At 68.9% G+C, this 15,544-nt stretch carries 15 protein-coding genes; 4 read left to right on the top strand and 11 right to left on the bottom strand.

The features are described from left to right. Window positions 1-47 precede the first annotated feature (47 nt). Window positions 48-2,051 (top strand): type II secretion system secretin GspD, encoded by a 2,004-nt coding sequence (gspD, locus tag FHS00_RS07855; RefSeq protein ID WP_343064592.1) that lies wholly within the window; start codon window positions 48-50, stop codon window positions 2,049-2,051. Here gspD and FHS00_RS07850 read toward each other — a convergent pair. Further along, the gene (locus tag FHS00_RS07850; protein WP_183471566.1) at window positions 2,045-2,665 is read right to left on the bottom strand and encodes a hypothetical protein; all 621 of its coding nucleotides are present in this window, start codon (window positions 2,663-2,665) and stop codon (window positions 2,045-2,047) included. The two genes, gspD and FHS00_RS07850, sit on opposite strands and share 7 nt — an antisense overlap. Between FHS00_RS07850 and FHS00_RS07845 the strand changes: the two genes are divergently transcribed. Continuing rightward, window positions 2,664-3,260, top strand: coding sequence for a prepilin peptidase (locus tag FHS00_RS07845; protein WP_183471564.1), 597 nt, complete (start codon window positions 2,664-2,666; stop codon window positions 3,258-3,260). The two genes, FHS00_RS07850 and FHS00_RS07845, sit on opposite strands and share 2 nt — an antisense overlap. After that, window positions 3,251-3,685 carry a type II secretion system major pseudopilin GspG gene (gspG, locus tag FHS00_RS07840; protein ID WP_183471562.1) on the top strand — a complete coding sequence of 145 codons (435 nt, stop codon included), beginning with the start codon at window positions 3,251-3,253 and terminating at the stop codon, window positions 3,683-3,685. Before FHS00_RS07845 ends, gspG begins: the two co-directional genes overlap by 10 nt. Here the strand turns inward: gspG and FHS00_RS07835 are convergent. From FHS00_RS07835 to FHS00_RS07810, 6 genes are all read right to left on the bottom strand, one after another. Beyond that, window positions 3,643-4,272 (bottom strand): prepilin-type N-terminal cleavage/methylation domain-containing protein, encoded by a 630-nt coding sequence (locus FHS00_RS07835; RefSeq protein ID WP_183471560.1) that lies wholly within the window; start codon window positions 4,270-4,272, stop codon window positions 3,643-3,645. The genes gspG and FHS00_RS07835 overlap by 43 nt on opposite strands. Then, on the bottom strand, window positions 4,269-4,691 hold the full coding sequence (locus FHS00_RS07830) for a type IV pilus modification PilV family protein (protein WP_183471558.1): 423 nt from the start codon (window positions 4,689-4,691) through the stop codon (window positions 4,269-4,271). Before FHS00_RS07830 ends, FHS00_RS07835 begins: the two co-directional genes overlap by 4 nt. Beyond that, a complete protein-coding gene (locus tag FHS00_RS07825) occupies window positions 4,681-5,871 on the bottom strand; it encodes a type II secretion system F family protein (protein WP_183471556.1) in 1,191 nt (396 codons plus the stop codon). The genes FHS00_RS07830 and FHS00_RS07825 overlap by 11 nt, the downstream gene beginning before the upstream one ends. A 91-nt stretch (window positions 5,872-5,962) precedes the next feature. Next, window positions 5,963-6,457 (bottom strand): hypothetical protein, encoded by a 495-nt coding sequence (locus tag FHS00_RS07820; protein ID WP_183471554.1) that lies wholly within the window; start codon window positions 6,455-6,457, stop codon window positions 5,963-5,965. A gap of 1 nt (window position 6,458) precedes the next feature. Further along, window positions 6,459-7,007: a GspMb/PilO family protein gene (locus FHS00_RS07815; protein ID WP_183471552.1), complete on the bottom strand. Its 549-nt coding sequence runs from the start codon at window positions 7,005-7,007 to the stop codon at window positions 6,459-6,461. Further along, window positions 7,004-7,879: a PilN domain-containing protein gene (locus FHS00_RS07810; protein WP_183471550.1), complete on the bottom strand. Its 876-nt coding sequence runs from the start codon at window positions 7,877-7,879 to the stop codon at window positions 7,004-7,006. The genes FHS00_RS07815 and FHS00_RS07810 overlap by 4 nt, the downstream gene beginning before the upstream one ends. A 305-nt stretch (window positions 7,880-8,184) precedes the next feature. On the opposite strand from FHS00_RS07810, the gene FHS00_RS07805 reads away from it, so the two are divergent. Further along, window positions 8,185-9,540, top strand: coding sequence for a GspE/PulE family protein (locus tag FHS00_RS07805; RefSeq protein ID WP_183471548.1), 1,356 nt, complete (start codon window positions 8,185-8,187; stop codon window positions 9,538-9,540). A 268-nt stretch (window positions 9,541-9,808) separates the two neighbouring features. Here FHS00_RS07805 and FHS00_RS07800 read toward each other — a convergent pair whose 3' ends face one another. Genes FHS00_RS07800 through FHS00_RS07785 form a run of 4 tightly spaced genes read right to left on the bottom strand, consistent with a single transcriptional unit; the run spans window position 9,809 to window position 15,534 of the window. Beyond that, entirely contained in the window at window positions 9,809-10,270 is a 462-nt protein-coding gene (locus FHS00_RS07800) for a hypothetical protein (RefSeq protein ID WP_183471546.1), read from the bottom strand. A gap of 31 nt (window positions 10,271-10,301) precedes the next feature. Then, on the bottom strand, window positions 10,302-11,615 hold the full coding sequence (locus FHS00_RS07795; protein ID WP_183471544.1) for an HlyD family type I secretion periplasmic adaptor subunit: 1,314 nt from the start codon (window positions 11,613-11,615) through the stop codon (window positions 10,302-10,304). 20 nt (window positions 11,616-11,635) lie between these two features. Continuing rightward, window positions 11,636-13,783 (bottom strand): cadherin-like domain-containing protein, encoded by a 2,148-nt coding sequence (locus FHS00_RS17865; RefSeq protein WP_183471542.1) that lies wholly within the window; start codon window positions 13,781-13,783, stop codon window positions 11,636-11,638. After that, window positions 13,780-15,534, bottom strand: coding sequence for a type I secretion system permease/ATPase (locus FHS00_RS07785; RefSeq protein WP_183471540.1), 1,755 nt, complete (start codon window positions 15,532-15,534; stop codon window positions 13,780-13,782). Before FHS00_RS07785 ends, FHS00_RS17865 begins: the two co-directional genes overlap by 4 nt. Between the last annotated feature and the right edge of the window lie 10 nt (window positions 15,535-15,544).

Raw genomic sequence — 15,544 nt, 5'->3', positions numbered from 1 at the left:
GGGTGACCGCGCAGGGACAGGCTGGGGCGACGAAGAGTGGGAGCGTCGTGAAACGGATCGGACGGCATCGCGGTCAACGGCGCAGGACACTCGGCAGGGCGGATCTCCGCGATGCGCTGAAACGGCTGTGTCTGCTCGTGCCCGTGCTGATCGTGGCGCTCGCGATGGAGCCGTCGCAGGGGCGCGCTCAAGTCGCCGACACCGGCGAGACCTTCGTGATCAACCTCCGCGATGCGGACATCTCGGTTCTGGCCGAACAGGTGTCGCGCATCACCAACCGCACGCTGGTAGTCGATCCGACGCTCGACAGCGCCGTGACCGTGGTCTCCTCGGAGCCGCTCGACCGCGACGGGGTCTGGACCCTGTTCCAGTCGGTGCTGCGGGTGCGCGGCTTCGTGGCGGTGCAGAGCGGCGTTGTCTGGGAGGTGATCCCAGAAGCGGAAGCCCGGTCACGCGGGGCCGGTGCCACCGGCAGCAGCCAGGACTTCGTCACGCGGGTCCTGCCGCTCGAACGGCTGCCCTCGGCCGAGGCGGTGCGGGTGCTGCGGCCGCTGGTGGACCCGGCCGGCTACATGGAGGCGGTCGACGATCCGAACGCGATCGTCATCACCGACACCCAGGAGAACGTGGACCGGATCATCGCCTTCGCGCGCGGCTTCGACGCCCGCAACGACGTGGTGGCCGAGGTGATCCGGTTCCAGCATGCGGACGCGGCCTCGGTCGGGGCCGCGATCGGCGAGGTGCTGGGCGAGGCGGGCACCGGCGCGCGGATCTCGGTCGATCCGAGCTCGAACGTGCTGCTGGTTCGGGGGGTCCAGTCGGATATCGACCAGATACGTGCCCTCGCCCGCGACATGGACGTCGCGCGGCCGACGGCACCCAGCGCCCCTGCCGAGACGCTCGACACCGCCATCCACAACCTCAAATTCGCCGATGCGGAGGCTGTGGCCGAGATCATCCGCGCGACGCTCCAGGGCGGCACCGATCTGGCGGCGCAGCTCGAGTTGGTCGACGCCGACGGGGTCGCCTTGGCCGTGCCGACCACGCCCGCATCGCAGGTCTCGGTGCAGGCCTCCACGGCCACCAATGCGGTGATCGCGCGGGGCACGCCCCGGCAGCTCGCCGAGGTCTCGAGGCTGGTACACGCGCTCGACGTGCGCGGCGCGCAGGTAATGATCGAGGCGGCGATCGTCGAGGTGTCCGGCGACATGGCCGACCGGCTCGGCGCGCAGCTCGGCCTCGGGCGCGGCGTGCCGGACGGGCGGCTGGTCGCGACCAATTTCGGCAATTCCGGCAGCTCGCTGCAGTCTGTGCTGCTAGCGCTGGGGCAGAGCGGGGCCGGCGCGCTGTCGACCGGGCTCAGCGTCGGGGTCGGCCGCGACGATTTCGGGCTACTGGTGCAGGCGCTGTCGCAGTCGAGCTCGGCCAACCTGCTTTCCACGCCGAGCGTCACCACCATGGACAACAAGCCCGCGACGATCGTGGTGGGCCAGAACGTGCCGTTCCGGACCGGCAGCTTCGTCACCGACGGCAACTCGCTCACCCCCTTCACCACGATCGAGCGGCGCGATGTCGGCATCACCATGCAGGTGCTGCCGCGCGTGACCTCGGACGGGGTGGTGCGGCTCGAGATCTCGCAGGAGGTATCGTCGCTGGTCAACGCGTCGGTGCAGGGCGCTGCCGATCTGGTCACCAACCGCCGCGTGATCGAAACCACGGTCCAGGCGATGAGCGGCGGCACCGTGGTGCTGGGCGGGCTCATCTCGGATGATCGTCAGTCCACCGAACAGGAGGTGCCGGGCCTCGCCGACATCCCCGTGGTAGGTGAGCTGTTCCGTTCGCGCAGCGCCGAACGCACCCGCCGGACGCTGTTCGTGTTCATGCGCCCTACCGTGTTGTTCGACCCGACCGACGTGCGCGCCGCGGCCACGCGCAGCCTCTCGCGCCTGCAGGCGGCGGAGGCGGCGGACACCCAACCGACCGGCGCGGTCCCGGCGTTGCGGCAGCGCACGGTGCGGCGGCTGCCGCTGGAAATCAACGGCCTCTACTGAGGCGGCGGGGTCGGCAGGCGGCGCAGCGAGATCTCGGCGGTCCGGCCCGCGGCCAGATCGGCCCCCGGCAGCGCCGCCGCTGCGGCGCGGATCGCGGCGGGGGAGAGGTCGGGATTGACCTGCCCGGTGCGGGCCAGCTGGGTGACCAGCGGCCCGAGGCGGTCCCGTTCCGCGGCGTCGAAACCGAGCCGCGCCAGCGACTGCGTCTCGCTCGACAACCGGGCTCCCGGGGGCAGTTCGGCCAGCAGCGCCTGTCGGCGGCGCAGGATCTCGCCCGCATCCGCCGGCAGCAGCGCCAATACCTCCGGCGGCGCGAGATAGAGATCGACCAGCCCGTCGACGTCGTTCACGCGCGCCTCCCACAGCCTGCCGTCCAGCGCGAGTTCGAACGGGGTGCCGTCGAGCCGCGACAGCTCCGGGTGCGGGACGGCGCCGCGCTGCGCCTCGGCTAGCACCCCTCGCAGCAGCTCGCGCGCCGAGGCCGCGTCCACCGCCTCCCGGTGAGACCGCTCCAGCCCGGCCAGCACCTTGCGGGTCGCCGCGCCGCGCGCTTCGAGCGCCAGCGCCATGGAGGCAAGCATCAGCACGCCACCAAGCGTTGCGAGAAGCACCATGCCGCGTCTAGGCTCGCGTATGGCTGCTGGTTGGTTTCCCATGTCCGGATCCGTTTCTTCGGTCCTCATCGTTCTCGTCCCCGTCTACGGCGCGACGTTCCTGCTGGTGTCATGGCACGCCTCTCCGGGTGGTCTCGCGTGGCTCGCGCCAGTGCTCGCAGTGCCGCTGATCTGGCTCAGCGTCACCGATCTGCGCCGGTTCGAGATCCCCGATACCGCCATCATCAGCATCGCGCTTTGCGGCGCTCTGTTCCAGTGGGTCGCGCGCCCGGCGAGCCTGGGGAGTGAAATCGCCCTCGCGCTCGGCCTGGCCGCGGTGCTGTGGGTGGGCGGCGACCTCGCCTTCCGCTGCATGGGGCGCGAGGCGCTGGGGATCGGCGATGCCAAGCTGATCGGCGCCGGCACGCTCTGCACCGGCTTCGCCGCGATCTGGTGGGCGCTGCTGATCGCCTGCGTGGGCGGCATCGCGGCGGCGCTGGCGGCGCGGCGCGGCAGCGGGAATACAACCCATTTGGGAATTCCTTTCGGGCCCTTCCTAGCTTACGCAATATACATGGTCTTTTTGTTGCAACTTCCGGGCATGCCATGGCACTGAACCGCGACAGGTCCCGACGAAACCCCCGGGCCGGGCTCACCCTGCTCGAGATCATGGTGGTCATGGCCATCGTCGTGATGGTGGCCGGGCTGGCGGCGCCACGGCTGATGGACAGCTTTGGCCGGGCCAAATCGCAGGCCGCGCAGGTCAGCATGGCCAACCTCAAGAGCGCGCTGCAACTCTACTACCTCGATACCGGTCGCTACCCGACCGAGGCCGAAGGGCTCGACGCGTTGATCGCCATGCCCTCGGGTCTCGCCGATTGGCGCGGCCCCTATCTGGAGGGGCCGGACGGGCTGACCGATCCCTGGGGGCGGAGGTTCCTCTATCTCTACCCCGCGCCGGATGGCGGCTTCGAACTGCTGACGCTGGGCCGGGACGGTCAGCCGGGCGGCGACAGGGAAGACAGCGACATCACGCTGTGATGCGCCGCGCGCGCCGGGCGCACGCTGAGCGGCGGCGCGGCGCGGCCGTCGATGTCGTAGCCGATCCGCACGAGGTCCGGCAGACCCGCGCCGGGCGGCCATTCCGTGAACCACGCGTGACCGACGCCCGACGGCAGACGGCCCCAATAGGCGAGGGCGAAGCCCGCGCCATCTTCCGACAACAGGATCTCCCGCCCGATGTCGCCGCTCGGCAGTAGTGCCACGGCGCGGACCGCGTCGCCCGACCTTTCGATCGAGATTCGCGTCAGATCGCCCGCCCAGAACGGCGGCGCGTCGATCAGCGTGTCGAAGCTCATCCGCTCGGCGCTGCCGGCGAGGATCGCGCCGGGCGGCATGTCCTCGATCCAGCGGCGCAGCGTCGCCCGATCGAGCAGCGGCGCAAGCCCGCGCGCCTCGGCGCCGAGGCGGCCTGCGCCGCGCGCCGTCACGTCGAGCGTGGAGGCGAGGATCAGCGCCAGCGCGGCCATCATCGCGAGCGACACCAGAAGCTCGAGCAGTGTCACCCCCGCCCGGGGGTTGCGGCGTGGACGGCGCGGCGCAGCGGGCCGGTCCCCCTTCGACCTCACGGCGCGGGCCTTTCGGCGACGAGGCTTTCGAGGGTGACCACCCGCTCGGGCGCGGCATCGTTCCAGACCGAGACCGCCACCGTCACGTAGCCGTCCAGCGCCACACCGGGCATGGCGACGATGGGCTCGGCGGGTCGTTCTTCGATGCGCCAATGCCATTCCTCATACTGGCCGAGGCTCTCCACCGTCGCGACGAAGCCCCGGGTGGCCAGATGCTCCTCGGTCACCGAGCGCGCGAGTTCGACCAGCCAGGCCCGCTCCACGCGCCGCGCACTCCCTTGCAGCGCCGAGCTGGTCACCCCCAGCACCGCGCCGGTCACGATGGTCAGCATCGCGAAGGCCAATAGCACCTCGAGCATGGTGAAGCCCGAGGTCGCGCGGCGGCGCGTGGCCGCATTGCGGGCAGCGCTAGAACGCAAGGTCGCTCACCGAGAAGACGGCCTCCATCACAGCGTGGACCAGCAGGCCCACCAGCGCGCCGACCATCAGCGTCAGCGCCGGCGTCAGCGCCCGCAGCAGCCGCCCGATACGGCTTTCGATCTGGGCGGCGAGCGCTTCCGACAATGTCCCCAGAACCGCGCCGAGCGTGTTGGTCTCCTCGCCGATGCGGAAGAGCTCGAGAAACAGCAGCGGCATCCGGGGCGCCTGCGCGAAGGCCTCATAGGCGCGGCCGCCGCTCCTCAAGCGCTCCGCCGCCGCGCGCATGGCTGCCGCATGCGCGGCCCCCGGCTGCAACGTGCCGAGCAAGTCGAGCGCATCGGGCAGCGACATGCCCGAGCGGAGCAGCAGTTCCAGCCCGCGAGTCATTCGGAGAAGCGCGGTGTCCTGCGCCAGCCGTCCGATCACCGGCAGCCGCGTCACGACCCCCACCCGTGCGAGCCGCAGGGCGAGAGCCACCACCACCAGCCCGAGCCAGACCCCCCAATTCGCCACGAGATCGCGCAGCGAAAGAAACACCGCGAGCCCGGTCGGCGGCGCGAGGCCGCGGCTTTGGAACAGCGGCTCCAGCGCCGGGGCGAAGGTCAGGCTTACCAGCACCAGCACCCCGATCCCGACAGCCACGAGCACCGCCGGGTAGATCAGCGCCGCCGCAATCTGGGCGCGGAGCCGCTGCTGGCTGCGCAGATGCTTGGCCAGATCCTGCAGCAGGTCCGGCATCTCGTTCGAGCTCTCGCCCATCCGCAATAGCGTGGTGAAGACCGGGGCGACGCGCGGCCCGGCTTGGGCGAAGGCTTCGGCAAAAGGCAGGCCCTCGGCGACCAGTCGGGTCACCCGCTCCAACCGTCCTCGAACGTCGCGCCGCTGGGTGCCGGCGCCCAGCACCCTGAGGATTTCCAAAATCGGCAGCCTGACTCGGAACAGCACCGCCATCTGCTCGGCCAGCGCGGCCTGCGCTTCGAGCGGGATCTGCCCGGCCCCGAGCCCGACCTCTCGCCGATACCACGGCACCGAGGCACCCGCGCCCGCCTCGCGCAGCTCCACGACCGAAAGGCCCATCGCCCGAAGCGTCTCGTAGGCCGCACCCTCGGACGTCCCCTCGAGCCGCCCGCGCTCGCTCTGCCCGGCGGAGGTGTAACCCTTGTAGGCGAATACAGGCACCTCTCGCTCCCCTACGATCCGGCCAGCGGCGCGAAGACATCGCGCGCGGCCGGCCCGGGGGCGTGCAGGTCGTGGCATGTCGTCCTGCCCCTCATTCGAACAGCCGGACCGTGCGGTTTTCGCCGTCGCGCGACAGCCGTATCGACCCGACGAGGATCTCCTCCACCCGCCAGCCGGCGATGCTGTCGCCCAGCCTTACCCAGACCTCCCCTTCACCATCGGGAATATCCAGCAGCGCCTGGCCACCCCCGGCATCGACCATGGTGCCCCTCACGAAGATCTGGACCGGTGCTTCCAGAGCGGTTTCGGGCGGTCTCTCGGCGGGCGGCGGAGCCGACGCCACCGCCTTCCCCCGGCCATGCACGAAGAGCGGCCGCTCGGCTACTTCCTGAAGGCGGTCGCCGTAGTCTCGGGGACCGGAGAAGGCGAACAACCGATCGCCCGGGGCGGACGGGGCCGCATCACCGGTTTGGGGGCGGGCCGATACGAGGGCCATGGGAGGTTCGCGGCTCCAGTCTAGCGCCAGCCCGAAGCCCGCGAGCAGCGCGACATGCGCAAGAGGCGGCAGGTGGCGCAGGGCCCTCATGCTACAGCTCCTCCGCAGTCGAGACCCAGAAACCCCAGACCACCAGCCGCATCGTCACCTGCGACATCCGCTGCGCGGCCTCGAAACCGCGCGGGGCCGCACGGATCACCATCTGCGACACGGCCAGGCGCGGCTCCACCGCTTCCAGCCCGGCGAGGTATGTCGCGACCGCTCCGATCGGGCCGCGCGCCTCCAGTTCGACCGCCACGACGGGCTGGCTGAAGCCTGCAGGGGGCGGCGCGGCGCCGATGGTCGACAGCGTCAGACCCGCTTCGGCGCCGAGTTCGAACAGCGCCTTCTGCACGGCGAGGGTGCTGCTGGTTTCGTCGGGGCTGCGATGGGCGATGCCCTCGGGCGGGACCAGCGCCGCGCCCGCCGCCTGCCAGAACGCGATCCGCGACTGCAGCTCGCCGACCTGCTGGCGCAACCGCGCGGCCTCGGCCTCCAGCGCGACCTGCCGGGCGACGCCAATCCGCGACAGCCCATGCGCCAAGGTCGCCCCCGCAAGGAACATCAGACCCAAGCCGACCAAGGCGCCGATCCACCTCATGTCGCCTCCTCCGCACGCAGCGTCACGCGCAGCTGGAACCGGTTCTGCCGGCTGACCGGGTCGAGGATGACCGGCCCGTCGAGCGCGACCTCGGCGGCCCAAGGGGCGGAGCGGATGGCCTCGACGACCGCCGTCACTTCCATCTCTGCAAAGCCGGTGACCCGCATCTCGTCGCGGTCGAGCGACAGGGCGGAGAGCCAGACCCGATCCTCCAGCAACGCCGTGAGATCCGTCAGGATCGGCAGCCTGTGGTATTCCGCCTCGAAGCTCGCGATCTCTGATGCCAGCGTCGACAGGGACGCCTCGCGCGAGACCGCCTCCTGCTGCGCCTCCACCGCCTGATCCATGAGCGCGGCGACCTCTCGGGCGAGCGCGGCGTTCCTCGATTCCAGTTCCGACAACGCGCTCCAACGCTCGAACAGCGTCCAGCCCGCCACCAACGCCAGGAGCAGCACCAGCAGCGCGGTCCAGCGCCGTTGGGCGCGATCCGTAACGCCGCGCCGGTCGAGAAATGGTGCCATGCCTGGCATGACGGCGGCCCTGACAAGCCGCAGCGGCGCGCCTGTCTCCTCCACCGCGCGCCTCAGCGCCGCCAGCTCGTCCTGCTTCATCAGCAGCACGGGAAAATGCAGTCGATCGCCGCGACGCTCGGGCAGCGCCTCGCGCCAGACGAGGCCCCGCCCCTGCGCCGGCATCTCCTGTCGCATCTGCACCGCGATCGCGGACTGCGCCTGCGCGCGGGCGGCGCGCGGGATGCTGACGGTCTTTTCGAGAAACACGTCCCGGGGCAGCTCGACATCGACCGGGCGGCCGCGCCGGGCCGCCGTCCGAAGCGCCGCCTGTTCGGCGGCACTTGGCTGCAACGTCTCCATTCGCAATGTCAGTGGCGGACGCGGCGGCAGCCCGCCGGCGAGGACGGAGGTCGGGAACAGCAGGCGCCACGCGGCGCGGAGCTTTTCCGATCGCTGGGCCAATAAAACCTTCACATGCGGACCCGAAAAAAACGACACTCACGAAAGGGCCGTCGGACCATTCGACGGTCTTCCGGGTGAGGATAGCGGATTTTGCCATGAATGAGGGAGAAAAGAGTGAAAGCCCCGCGCGGAATGCGCGTATGGTGAGAAGCCTGGAGGCATCGGGACAGCTGCCGACGCGGGAGCTCGCCCGGGCCCTCGGCATGGCAGATGCGCGCGGCGTTCCGCTCGAACAGGTGCTCTTGGAACTGCGGCTGATCGACGAGGAGACGCTGCTGCCGCTGGTCTGCGCGGCGCTCGGGATCGGCTTTGCCGCCGCGCCGTGGGAAGAGGGCGCGCGGCTCGACCCGGACGCCGTGCTCCGCCTGTCCCCGGCCTATCTCGGGGCCAAGGCCGTTGCCCCGCTGCTGTCGCCGGATCACGAGCCGCAGACCGTGCTGATGGCCACCCCCGGCGACACCGAGCTGCGCCGCGAGCTTGAGTTCCACCTCGGGCGGCCCGTCGCTCCGCGCGGTGCGACCCTGCGGATGATCCGGATGCTGCTGGCGCGCGGCCAGGCCGAAGAGGCGGGGTCGGAGAGCGATCCTGCGGCGGACGGCGCGTCCCGGCGTGGCCTGTCCGCACCGCCGGAGGCCGAGGGGCCGGTGATCCGTTTCGTCAACGAGAAGCTGGCCGATGCCGTGGCGCTCGGCGCTTCCGACATACATTTCGAGAGCACCGAGCGCGGTCTCGTGGTGCGGATGCGGGTCAACGGCCTGCTGTCGCGGCAGGAGGTCGATCCCGGCCTCGGCACCGCGGCGATCCTCGCGCGGCTCAAGGTCATGGCGCAGGCCAATGTCTCGGAGCGGCGGCTGCCGCAGGATGCGCGGATGCGGGTGCCGATCGCCGGGCGGGTGATCGATTTCCGTTTTTCCTCGCTGCCGACGCAGCACGGCGAAAGCATCGCGCTCCGGGTCCTCGATCCGCAGGCCCTGCGGCAGGGCTGGGAGGATCTGGGCTTCGCGCCCGACCTGGTGGCCCGGATCGTCCGGGCGATCGAGAATCCCAACGGGCTGTTCCTGGTCACCGGCCCGACCGGCTCGGGCAAGACCACGACGCTCTACACCGCGCTGCGCCATCTCAACTCGCCCCGCACCAAGATCGTGACGGTCGAGGATCCGGTCGAATACGAGTTGCCGGGCGTGCAGCAGGTGCAGGTGCAGGAGGCCATCGGGCTGAGCTTCGCGCGGGTGCTGCGCTCGATCCTGCGGCACGACCCCAACGTCATCATGATCGGCGAGATCCGCGATCAGGAAACGGCGGCGATCGCCTGTCGCGCGGCGCAGGTCGGCCGGATGGTGCTTTCGACGCTGCACGCCAACTCGGCCGAGGCCGCCGCGACCCGGCTCGGCGATCTCGGCGTGCCCGACTACCTGGTGCGCGACGTGCTGCGCGGCGTGCTGTCGCAATCGCTGGTGATGCGGTCCTGCACCGGTTGCGGTGGCGCTGGCTGCACGACGTGCGGCTTCACCGGCGCGGCCGAACGCCGTCTCGAGGCCCGGCTCATCGACCTGTCCTGAAGTCGCGACGCGGTCGGACACAGGGTGATGAAGATCGCCCCGAAGCCCGTCATTCCCGCGGTCTGCCGGAGAGTTCATGGCTGGAACATGAGCGCCTACCCAGGCATGGGCCCAAGCCTCCTTGGTGAGGCCCAACTCTCCGGCCGAGAGAGGGCCGAGTGGCTATCGAATTGCCCGTTCGACGGGGGCGGCCGGAGACGAAAAACAGGGCGCTAAGTGGGCCTGCTCGGGAGCCGGGTCGCCGGCCCCGCAAAGGCCCTCGCATGCATCAGCTCGCATCGTCGGCGGGTTTGGACCCGGCCTTCTGGTCCAGCGCCGAGGTGGTGTATCCCGCGATGCGCCAGATGACTTCGCGATCGAGCTTGGTCTGCAATTCCTCGTTCTCGCTCTCCAGCGCCTGAAGCGCCGATCTCATCTGCCGGGCATGGTGATAATGGGCCCAGCCTCCCAGCAGGAAGATGACCTGCGCGCCGATCAGCACGCTGGCCACCCTGAAATCCAGCAGGAGATCGTGGCTGTACTGCAGATAGAGCCCCGCACCGGCGAGAGCGGTCGCGCCGATGAACATGGTCGCGCTTCTGCTGACGATGCCGGACAAGAGCGCCAAGGTGAACAGGACCATGGCCGATGGCTCGGTAAGCTCCCCCCACAGGACCTCGCTCCCCCCGTTCATGAACGCGTTCCAGATCGACACCACTTGCGTATTCAGGAATTCAGCGACGTTCTCCATCCCCTACCCCTCCCTCTCAAAAAGCCACTGTTTATCTTTCCCGGAAGGCCCGGTTGAACTGGTCGGTCACGGGTTTGGCCAGATAGGACAGCGCGGTGCGCTCCTCGGTCTGCACGTAGACCTCCACCGGCATGCCCGGCAGAAGCCGCTGGGACGGCAGCTTCTCGAGCTCGCCATCGAGCACCTCGATCTCGGCCATGAAGTGGCTTTCCCCCGTCGCCGCGTCGGTCGAGGCCGCGGGCGAGACATGCGCGACCCGGCCGATGATCTCCGGCGTGACCCTCTGGTTGAAGGAGGTGAAGCGCATCCGCGCGAGATGGCCCTCATCGACCCGATCGATGCTGGCGGGGCTGAGCTTGACCGCCACCTTCAGCGCCGCGTCATGCGGGACGATCGTGATCAACACCTCGGCGGGCGTCACGACGCCGCCGATCGTGTTCACCATCAACTCGTTCACGGTGCCGGTGATCGGGGCCTTGATATCGCTCCGCGAAAGGCGATCCTGAACCGCCATTTCCCGGTCCCTGAGTTCCGACAGGCGGGTCTCGATCTGGCTCAGCTCCCGCTGGGCCTGGGTCCGAGCGTCGTCGTCGACCGCGAGGATCTGCAGGCGGATTTCGCTGATACGGGCCGCCGCGCGGGCGAGTTCGGCGTCGATCCGCCCCGCCTCTCCGGCGAGCCGGGCCCGCTCCCGATGGATCGACGTCAGACGCGCATCTTCGACGAGGCCGTCATCGGAGAGCTTCTTCATCCGGGCGACATCCTGGGAGACGAGTTCGATCTCCTCCTGCTTCGAAAGCTTCTGCGCCCGCAGCCCCTCGATTTCGTCGCCGATCTGGCGAATGCTGAGTTCGAGCTGCTGCTTCTGGTTCTCACGGGTCTTGGAGTTGCCGTCGAAGAGCCGTGTCTCGCCCAGCACCAGACTCGCGACGCTGCCTTCGGCCTTCTCGAACTCTTCGGGAAGTTCGATCACGGCGAGGCCATCGCGTTCGGCCAGCAGTCGCAGCCGCCGGACCTCGTTCTCGTTGATCTGGGTTCTGATGATCGAGAGCTCGGCCTTTGTCTGGGCATCTTCGAGCCGGATGAGCACCTGGCCCTCCTCGACAACGTCGCCCTCGCGGACGGCGATCTCCTGCACGATGCCGCCGTCCCGATGCTGAACGGCCTTGAGTTCGTCATCCACGGTGACGGTCCCCGGCGCGATGACCGCGCCCGTCAGTTTCGCCGTCGCCGCCCATCCACCGGCGCCGACCACGAGGAAGGTTCCCAGCAGGATGCCGGTGGCGACGCGGGCCCGAATGCCCTTGGAGCCATATCGCTTGGACGCGTTCGCAGTATGTTGCATGGAATTTTCCCCGCCTTCGGTCAGCAAGCGCTTGCTTGGATAATGAGAGAGTGGTGGCCATTCAGGATGAACGAGATCTCGTAGAACTGGTCACCATCGAGATCGGCTTCGAGGACGGTCCTGTCGATCTCCTCCGTCCGCTCGGATCTGTAGCGGATCGGGATATCGACGGCGGAGGGACGGGCATCGAACACGACATCCTCGTAGTCCTCCGGCCCGTCATCATTGCCGTGCATGATGTCCCACTTCGACAGCTTCAGGTGATCACCGACCTTGAAGTCGTGGATCTCCATCCTGTGCGCCTCGAACCGGCCTTCGAAGAAGTCCTCCCAGAGGTCCTCGGTCGCGAACTCGAACCGGTTCTGACCCGCGCCGCCCGTCACCGTCACCGGCTGCGCGCCGAAACGGATCAGGTCATTGCCGGCTCCGGCCACCACATGCTCGAAGTTCGAGATGAAATCCTGTCCGATCTCGACCCCGGTTACACGCCCGGCAGCGAGGTCGATCACCAGATCCTCGGTGGCGGCGGAATAGTCGATCCGGTCGACGCCCTCTCCGCCGTCATAGTGATCGGTAGCACCATCCGGGGTCGCGACGACGATGTCGTCACCCGCGCCGCCATTCACGATGTCCGCGCCCCGGCCGTCTTCGATCAGGTCGTCGCCCGCCTCGCCGAGAAGGATATCGGCTCCGTCCCCTCCGACCATGTGGTCGTTGCCATCGCCGCCGGTCATGCGGTCGTTCCCGCTGCCGCCGCGCAGGACGTCGTTGCCGGCGCCCCCCTCCACGAAATCGTCGCCCCTGCCGCCGTCGATCGTATCGTCACCGGCATCGCCGAAGATCATGTCGTTCCCGACATTACCGATGATCCGGTCGTTCCCCTGACCGCCGGAGAGGACGTCATCGCCGCTCCCCCCCTCGAGGTGATCATCTCCCTCGCCGCCAGAGAGCTCGTCGCCTCCGCTCTCCCCGAACAGGCGGTCGTTCCCCCTGCCGCCTTCGAGGAAATCGTCGCCGCTGCCACCGAAGATGATGTCGTGCCCCGGCCCGCCATGGACCCAGTCGTTGCCCGGACCGGCGAAGATATGGTCATCCCCGGCCCCGCCCTGGATCAGGTCGTCCCCGGCGCGTGCGTCAATCAGGTCATCCCCGGCCAGCGCCCGGATGTCGTCGTCGCACATGGTGCCGATCAGGATGTCGTCGCCCTCGGTGCCGAGGATGTCATGGGTGGGCGTGACCTCGAACTCCAAGGTCTGCTGAACGCCTAGGTTGCCGTCGCTGATGGTGTAGGTGATCACCACCGGCTGAACCTCGCCCCCGGTTTCGAACTCCCAGTAGCCTTCCGGATGGAAGGTCAGATGCCCGGAGGAGGCCGAGACGTTCTCGACATGGAGTTGGTCGCCATCGGGATCGGTCGCGCCCCGCAGTAGATCCGCCAGGCTGAGCGACAGGATCGCGCAGACCGACAGGTCGTTCAGGTAGAGCGGCCCTGACACGCGCGGCGCCCGGTTGCTCGTCTTCGCGCCGTCGCCCTCTTCCCCGTCATCGGTGCTGTTCTCGGTCGCACCGCCCGACGCGTCGGTTTCTGGCGGGCTTTCCTTGGCGGGGGTCTGCTCCTCGCCCTTGACCTCCTGAGGAGTCTTCACCGGCTCCTCCTTGGAGGGCTTCCTGAGCTTCGGCGGGGCGGCCTTGTCGCCGTCGATCACCCTGCGAAGATGTCCGGACAGGAGCGGGTGTTCATTCGGGAAGCCATTCACGTTGGCCTCCGACGGAACATAGGCCACGGGCTTGAAGATCGCCGGATCCAGCTTCGCCTCTCCGGTGAAGAAGGCGATGGTGTCGGAGTTGGGATCGGCGGCCAGCAAGGTCTTCACGGTGTGGCCGTCGAACTTCTCGGGCAGCGGGGAGGTCTCTTTCGGAAAGGATTGCTCATCCTTGCTGTCCGGAACCGGTCGCGGCTCCTTCTTGAACTCCCTGTGCTCCTTGGCCCCTGCCGGCGCGGCGGCTTCGACGCTCCCGGACAGGGCCGTCTTGAGATACACGGCCACCGCGATGAGCCATGCGCCCGCCTTGGCCAGCCCGAACGGTTTGGCGACCGTCCGCCGCGCATAGGGCTCGGCGGGATCGGCGTTCTCGACCGCGCCCTTCGTGCTCTTGACCGAAATCATGACGCCGTCGCCACAACCGGGGCCACGGGGGCCGTTGCCACCTTGGGCTTGGGCGTGCGCACCTGCCCACCGACGATCTGGTCGCGCGGACCGAAGGCCGAGAGCTTGCCCTGCTGAATGACCGCGACCAGATCGACCGCCGCCAGTGCGCTCGGGCGGTGGGCGATCACCACGACGATCCCGCCGCGCGCCTTCACCGCCTCGATGGCCGCGGTGAGAGCCGCCTCGCCCTCGCCGTCGAGGTTCGAGTTGGGCTCGTCGAGGACCACCAGGAACGGGTCGCCATAGAGCGCGCGCGCCAGGCCGATCCGCTGGCGCTGGCCGCCCGAGAGGGAAGTGCCGTTCGGACCGAGCCGGGTGTGATAGCCATCCGGCAGCCGGACGATCATCTCGTGCACCGCCGCGATGCGGCCCGCCTTGATGACGCCGCGCGGATCGGCTTCGTCGTCGAGCCGCGCGATGTTCTGGGCGATGGTCTCGTCCAGCAGGGAGTATTCCTGCGGCATGTAGCCGACGAAGTTGCCCAGCTCCTCCTCGTTCCACTGCGCCAGCTCCGCGTCATCGAGCCGGACGCTGCCGCGCAGCACCGGCCAGATGCCGGTCAGGGCGCGCACGAGCGTCGTCTTGCCGCCGCCGCTCGGGCCGATGACGCCGAGCGCCTGGCCGGCCTGCACCTCGAAGCTGACCTCGCTGAGCAGGACGCGCCCCGAGCCGGGGGCCGCGACGGTGATGTTCTCGACCTTGAGCGAGCGCTCCGGTGCGGGAAGCATCATCTGCACCTTGGCCTGGTCGAGAATGGCCACTGTGCCTTTCAGACGGTCGAACGCGGTCCGCGCGCCCACCACGTTCTTCCAGTTCCCGATCGCGAGATCGACCGGGGCGAGACCGCGGGCCGACGCGACGGACGCCGCGATGATGGCACCGGCCGACAGGCTGCCCTGGATGGTCAGATAGGCACCGAGGCCAAGCACCGACGATTGCAGGATCATCCGAAGCACCCGTGAGATGGCGCCGAAGGTGCCGACGATGTCGTTGGTGCGGGTCTGCAGGTCGAGATGCTCTTCGTTCGCGGCCGCAAAGCGACGCAGCGCCCGGCCCGAGATCCCCATGGCCCGAAGGCATTCGGAGTTGCGCGCGTTGGAATCCGCGATGGCGTTTCTCTGGATATACGCCTCATGCGTCGCCGTGCTCAGCTTGCGGGTCAGGATCTCTGCCAACAGGGTCAGCGTCGTCAGGACGATCGCGCCGCCCAGCGTGAGCATGCCGAGGGCCGGGTGGAGCATGTAGACGAAGGCGACGAACACGGGCACCCAGGGCAGGTCGAACAGTGCCATAGGCCCCTGGCTCCCGAGGAAGCCGCGCACCGTGTCCACGTCGCGGCCGCGTGCGAGGGCCTCGGCCGTCGAGAAGCCGAATCTCGGCATGTCGATGGCCACCTGGTGCGCCGTGGGGGCGACCTTCCGGTCGAGCTCGGAGCCCACGCGGACCAGGATCTGCGACCGGACGATATCGAACAGGCCCTGGAAGAAATACAGGCCGACCGCGAGGACGGAGATGGCCAGCAGGGTCGGAATGCTGCCGCTCGTCAGCGCCCGGTCGTAGATCTGCATCATGTAGAACGCGCCGGTCAGCGCCAGAAGATTTATGATCCCGGAGACGCCGAACAGGAAGAAGAAGACACCCCGAAATCCCTTGGTCAGTTTTTCTCCGGACTTTCTCTTCGCCTCGGCCTTGGCTTCTGCGTTTGCCATCAGAGTCACT

It is taken from the genome of Limimaricola variabilis (genome assembly GCF_014195545.1).
Lineage (GTDB): Bacteria > Pseudomonadota > Alphaproteobacteria > Rhodobacterales > Rhodobacteraceae > Limimaricola > Limimaricola variabilis.
The sequence above is the reverse complement of the archived record's forward strand: the minus strand, read 5'-3'. Positions and strand labels throughout refer to the sequence as shown.

Bases quoted from the DNA above. Each gene is read 5' to 3' on its own strand.
- FHS00_RS07845 (WP_183471564.1), top strand. From the start codon at position 2,664: ATGCCGCGTCTAGGCTCGCGTATGGCTGCTGGTTGGTTTCCCATGTCC.
- FHS00_RS07850 (WP_183471566.1), bottom strand. From the start codon at position 2,665: ATGGTGCTTCTCGCAACGCTTGGTGGCGTGCTGATGCTTGCCTCCATG.
- gspG (WP_183471562.1), top strand. From the start codon at position 3,251: ATGGCACTGAACCGCGACAGGTCCCGACGAAACCCCCGGGCCGGGCTC.
- FHS00_RS07820 (WP_183471554.1), bottom strand. From the start codon at position 6,457: ATGAGGGCCCTGCGCCACCTGCCGCCTCTTGCGCATGTCGCGCTGCTC.
- FHS00_RS07815 (WP_183471552.1), bottom strand. From the start codon at position 7,007: ATGAGGTGGATCGGCGCCTTGGTCGGCTTGGGTCTGATGTTCCTTGCG.
- FHS00_RS07810 (WP_183471550.1), bottom strand. From the start codon at position 7,879: ATGGAGACGTTGCAGCCAAGTGCCGCCGAACAGGCGGCGCTTCGGACG.
- FHS00_RS07805 (WP_183471548.1), top strand. From the start codon at position 8,185: ATGGCAGATGCGCGCGGCGTTCCGCTCGAACAGGTGCTCTTGGAACTG.
- FHS00_RS07800 (WP_183471546.1), bottom strand. From the start codon at position 10,270: ATGGAGAACGTCGCTGAATTCCTGAATACGCAAGTGGTGTCGATCTGG.
- FHS00_RS07795 (WP_183471544.1), bottom strand. From the start codon at position 11,615: ATGCAACATACTGCGAACGCGTCCAAGCGATATGGCTCCAAGGGCATT.
- FHS00_RS17865 (WP_183471542.1), bottom strand. From the start codon at position 13,783: ATGATTTCGGTCAAGAGCACGAAGGGCGCGGTCGAGAACGCCGATCCC.
- FHS00_RS07785 (WP_183471540.1), bottom strand. From the start codon at position 15,534: ATGGCAAACGCAGAAGCCAAGGCCGAGGCGAAGAGAAAGTCCGGAGAA.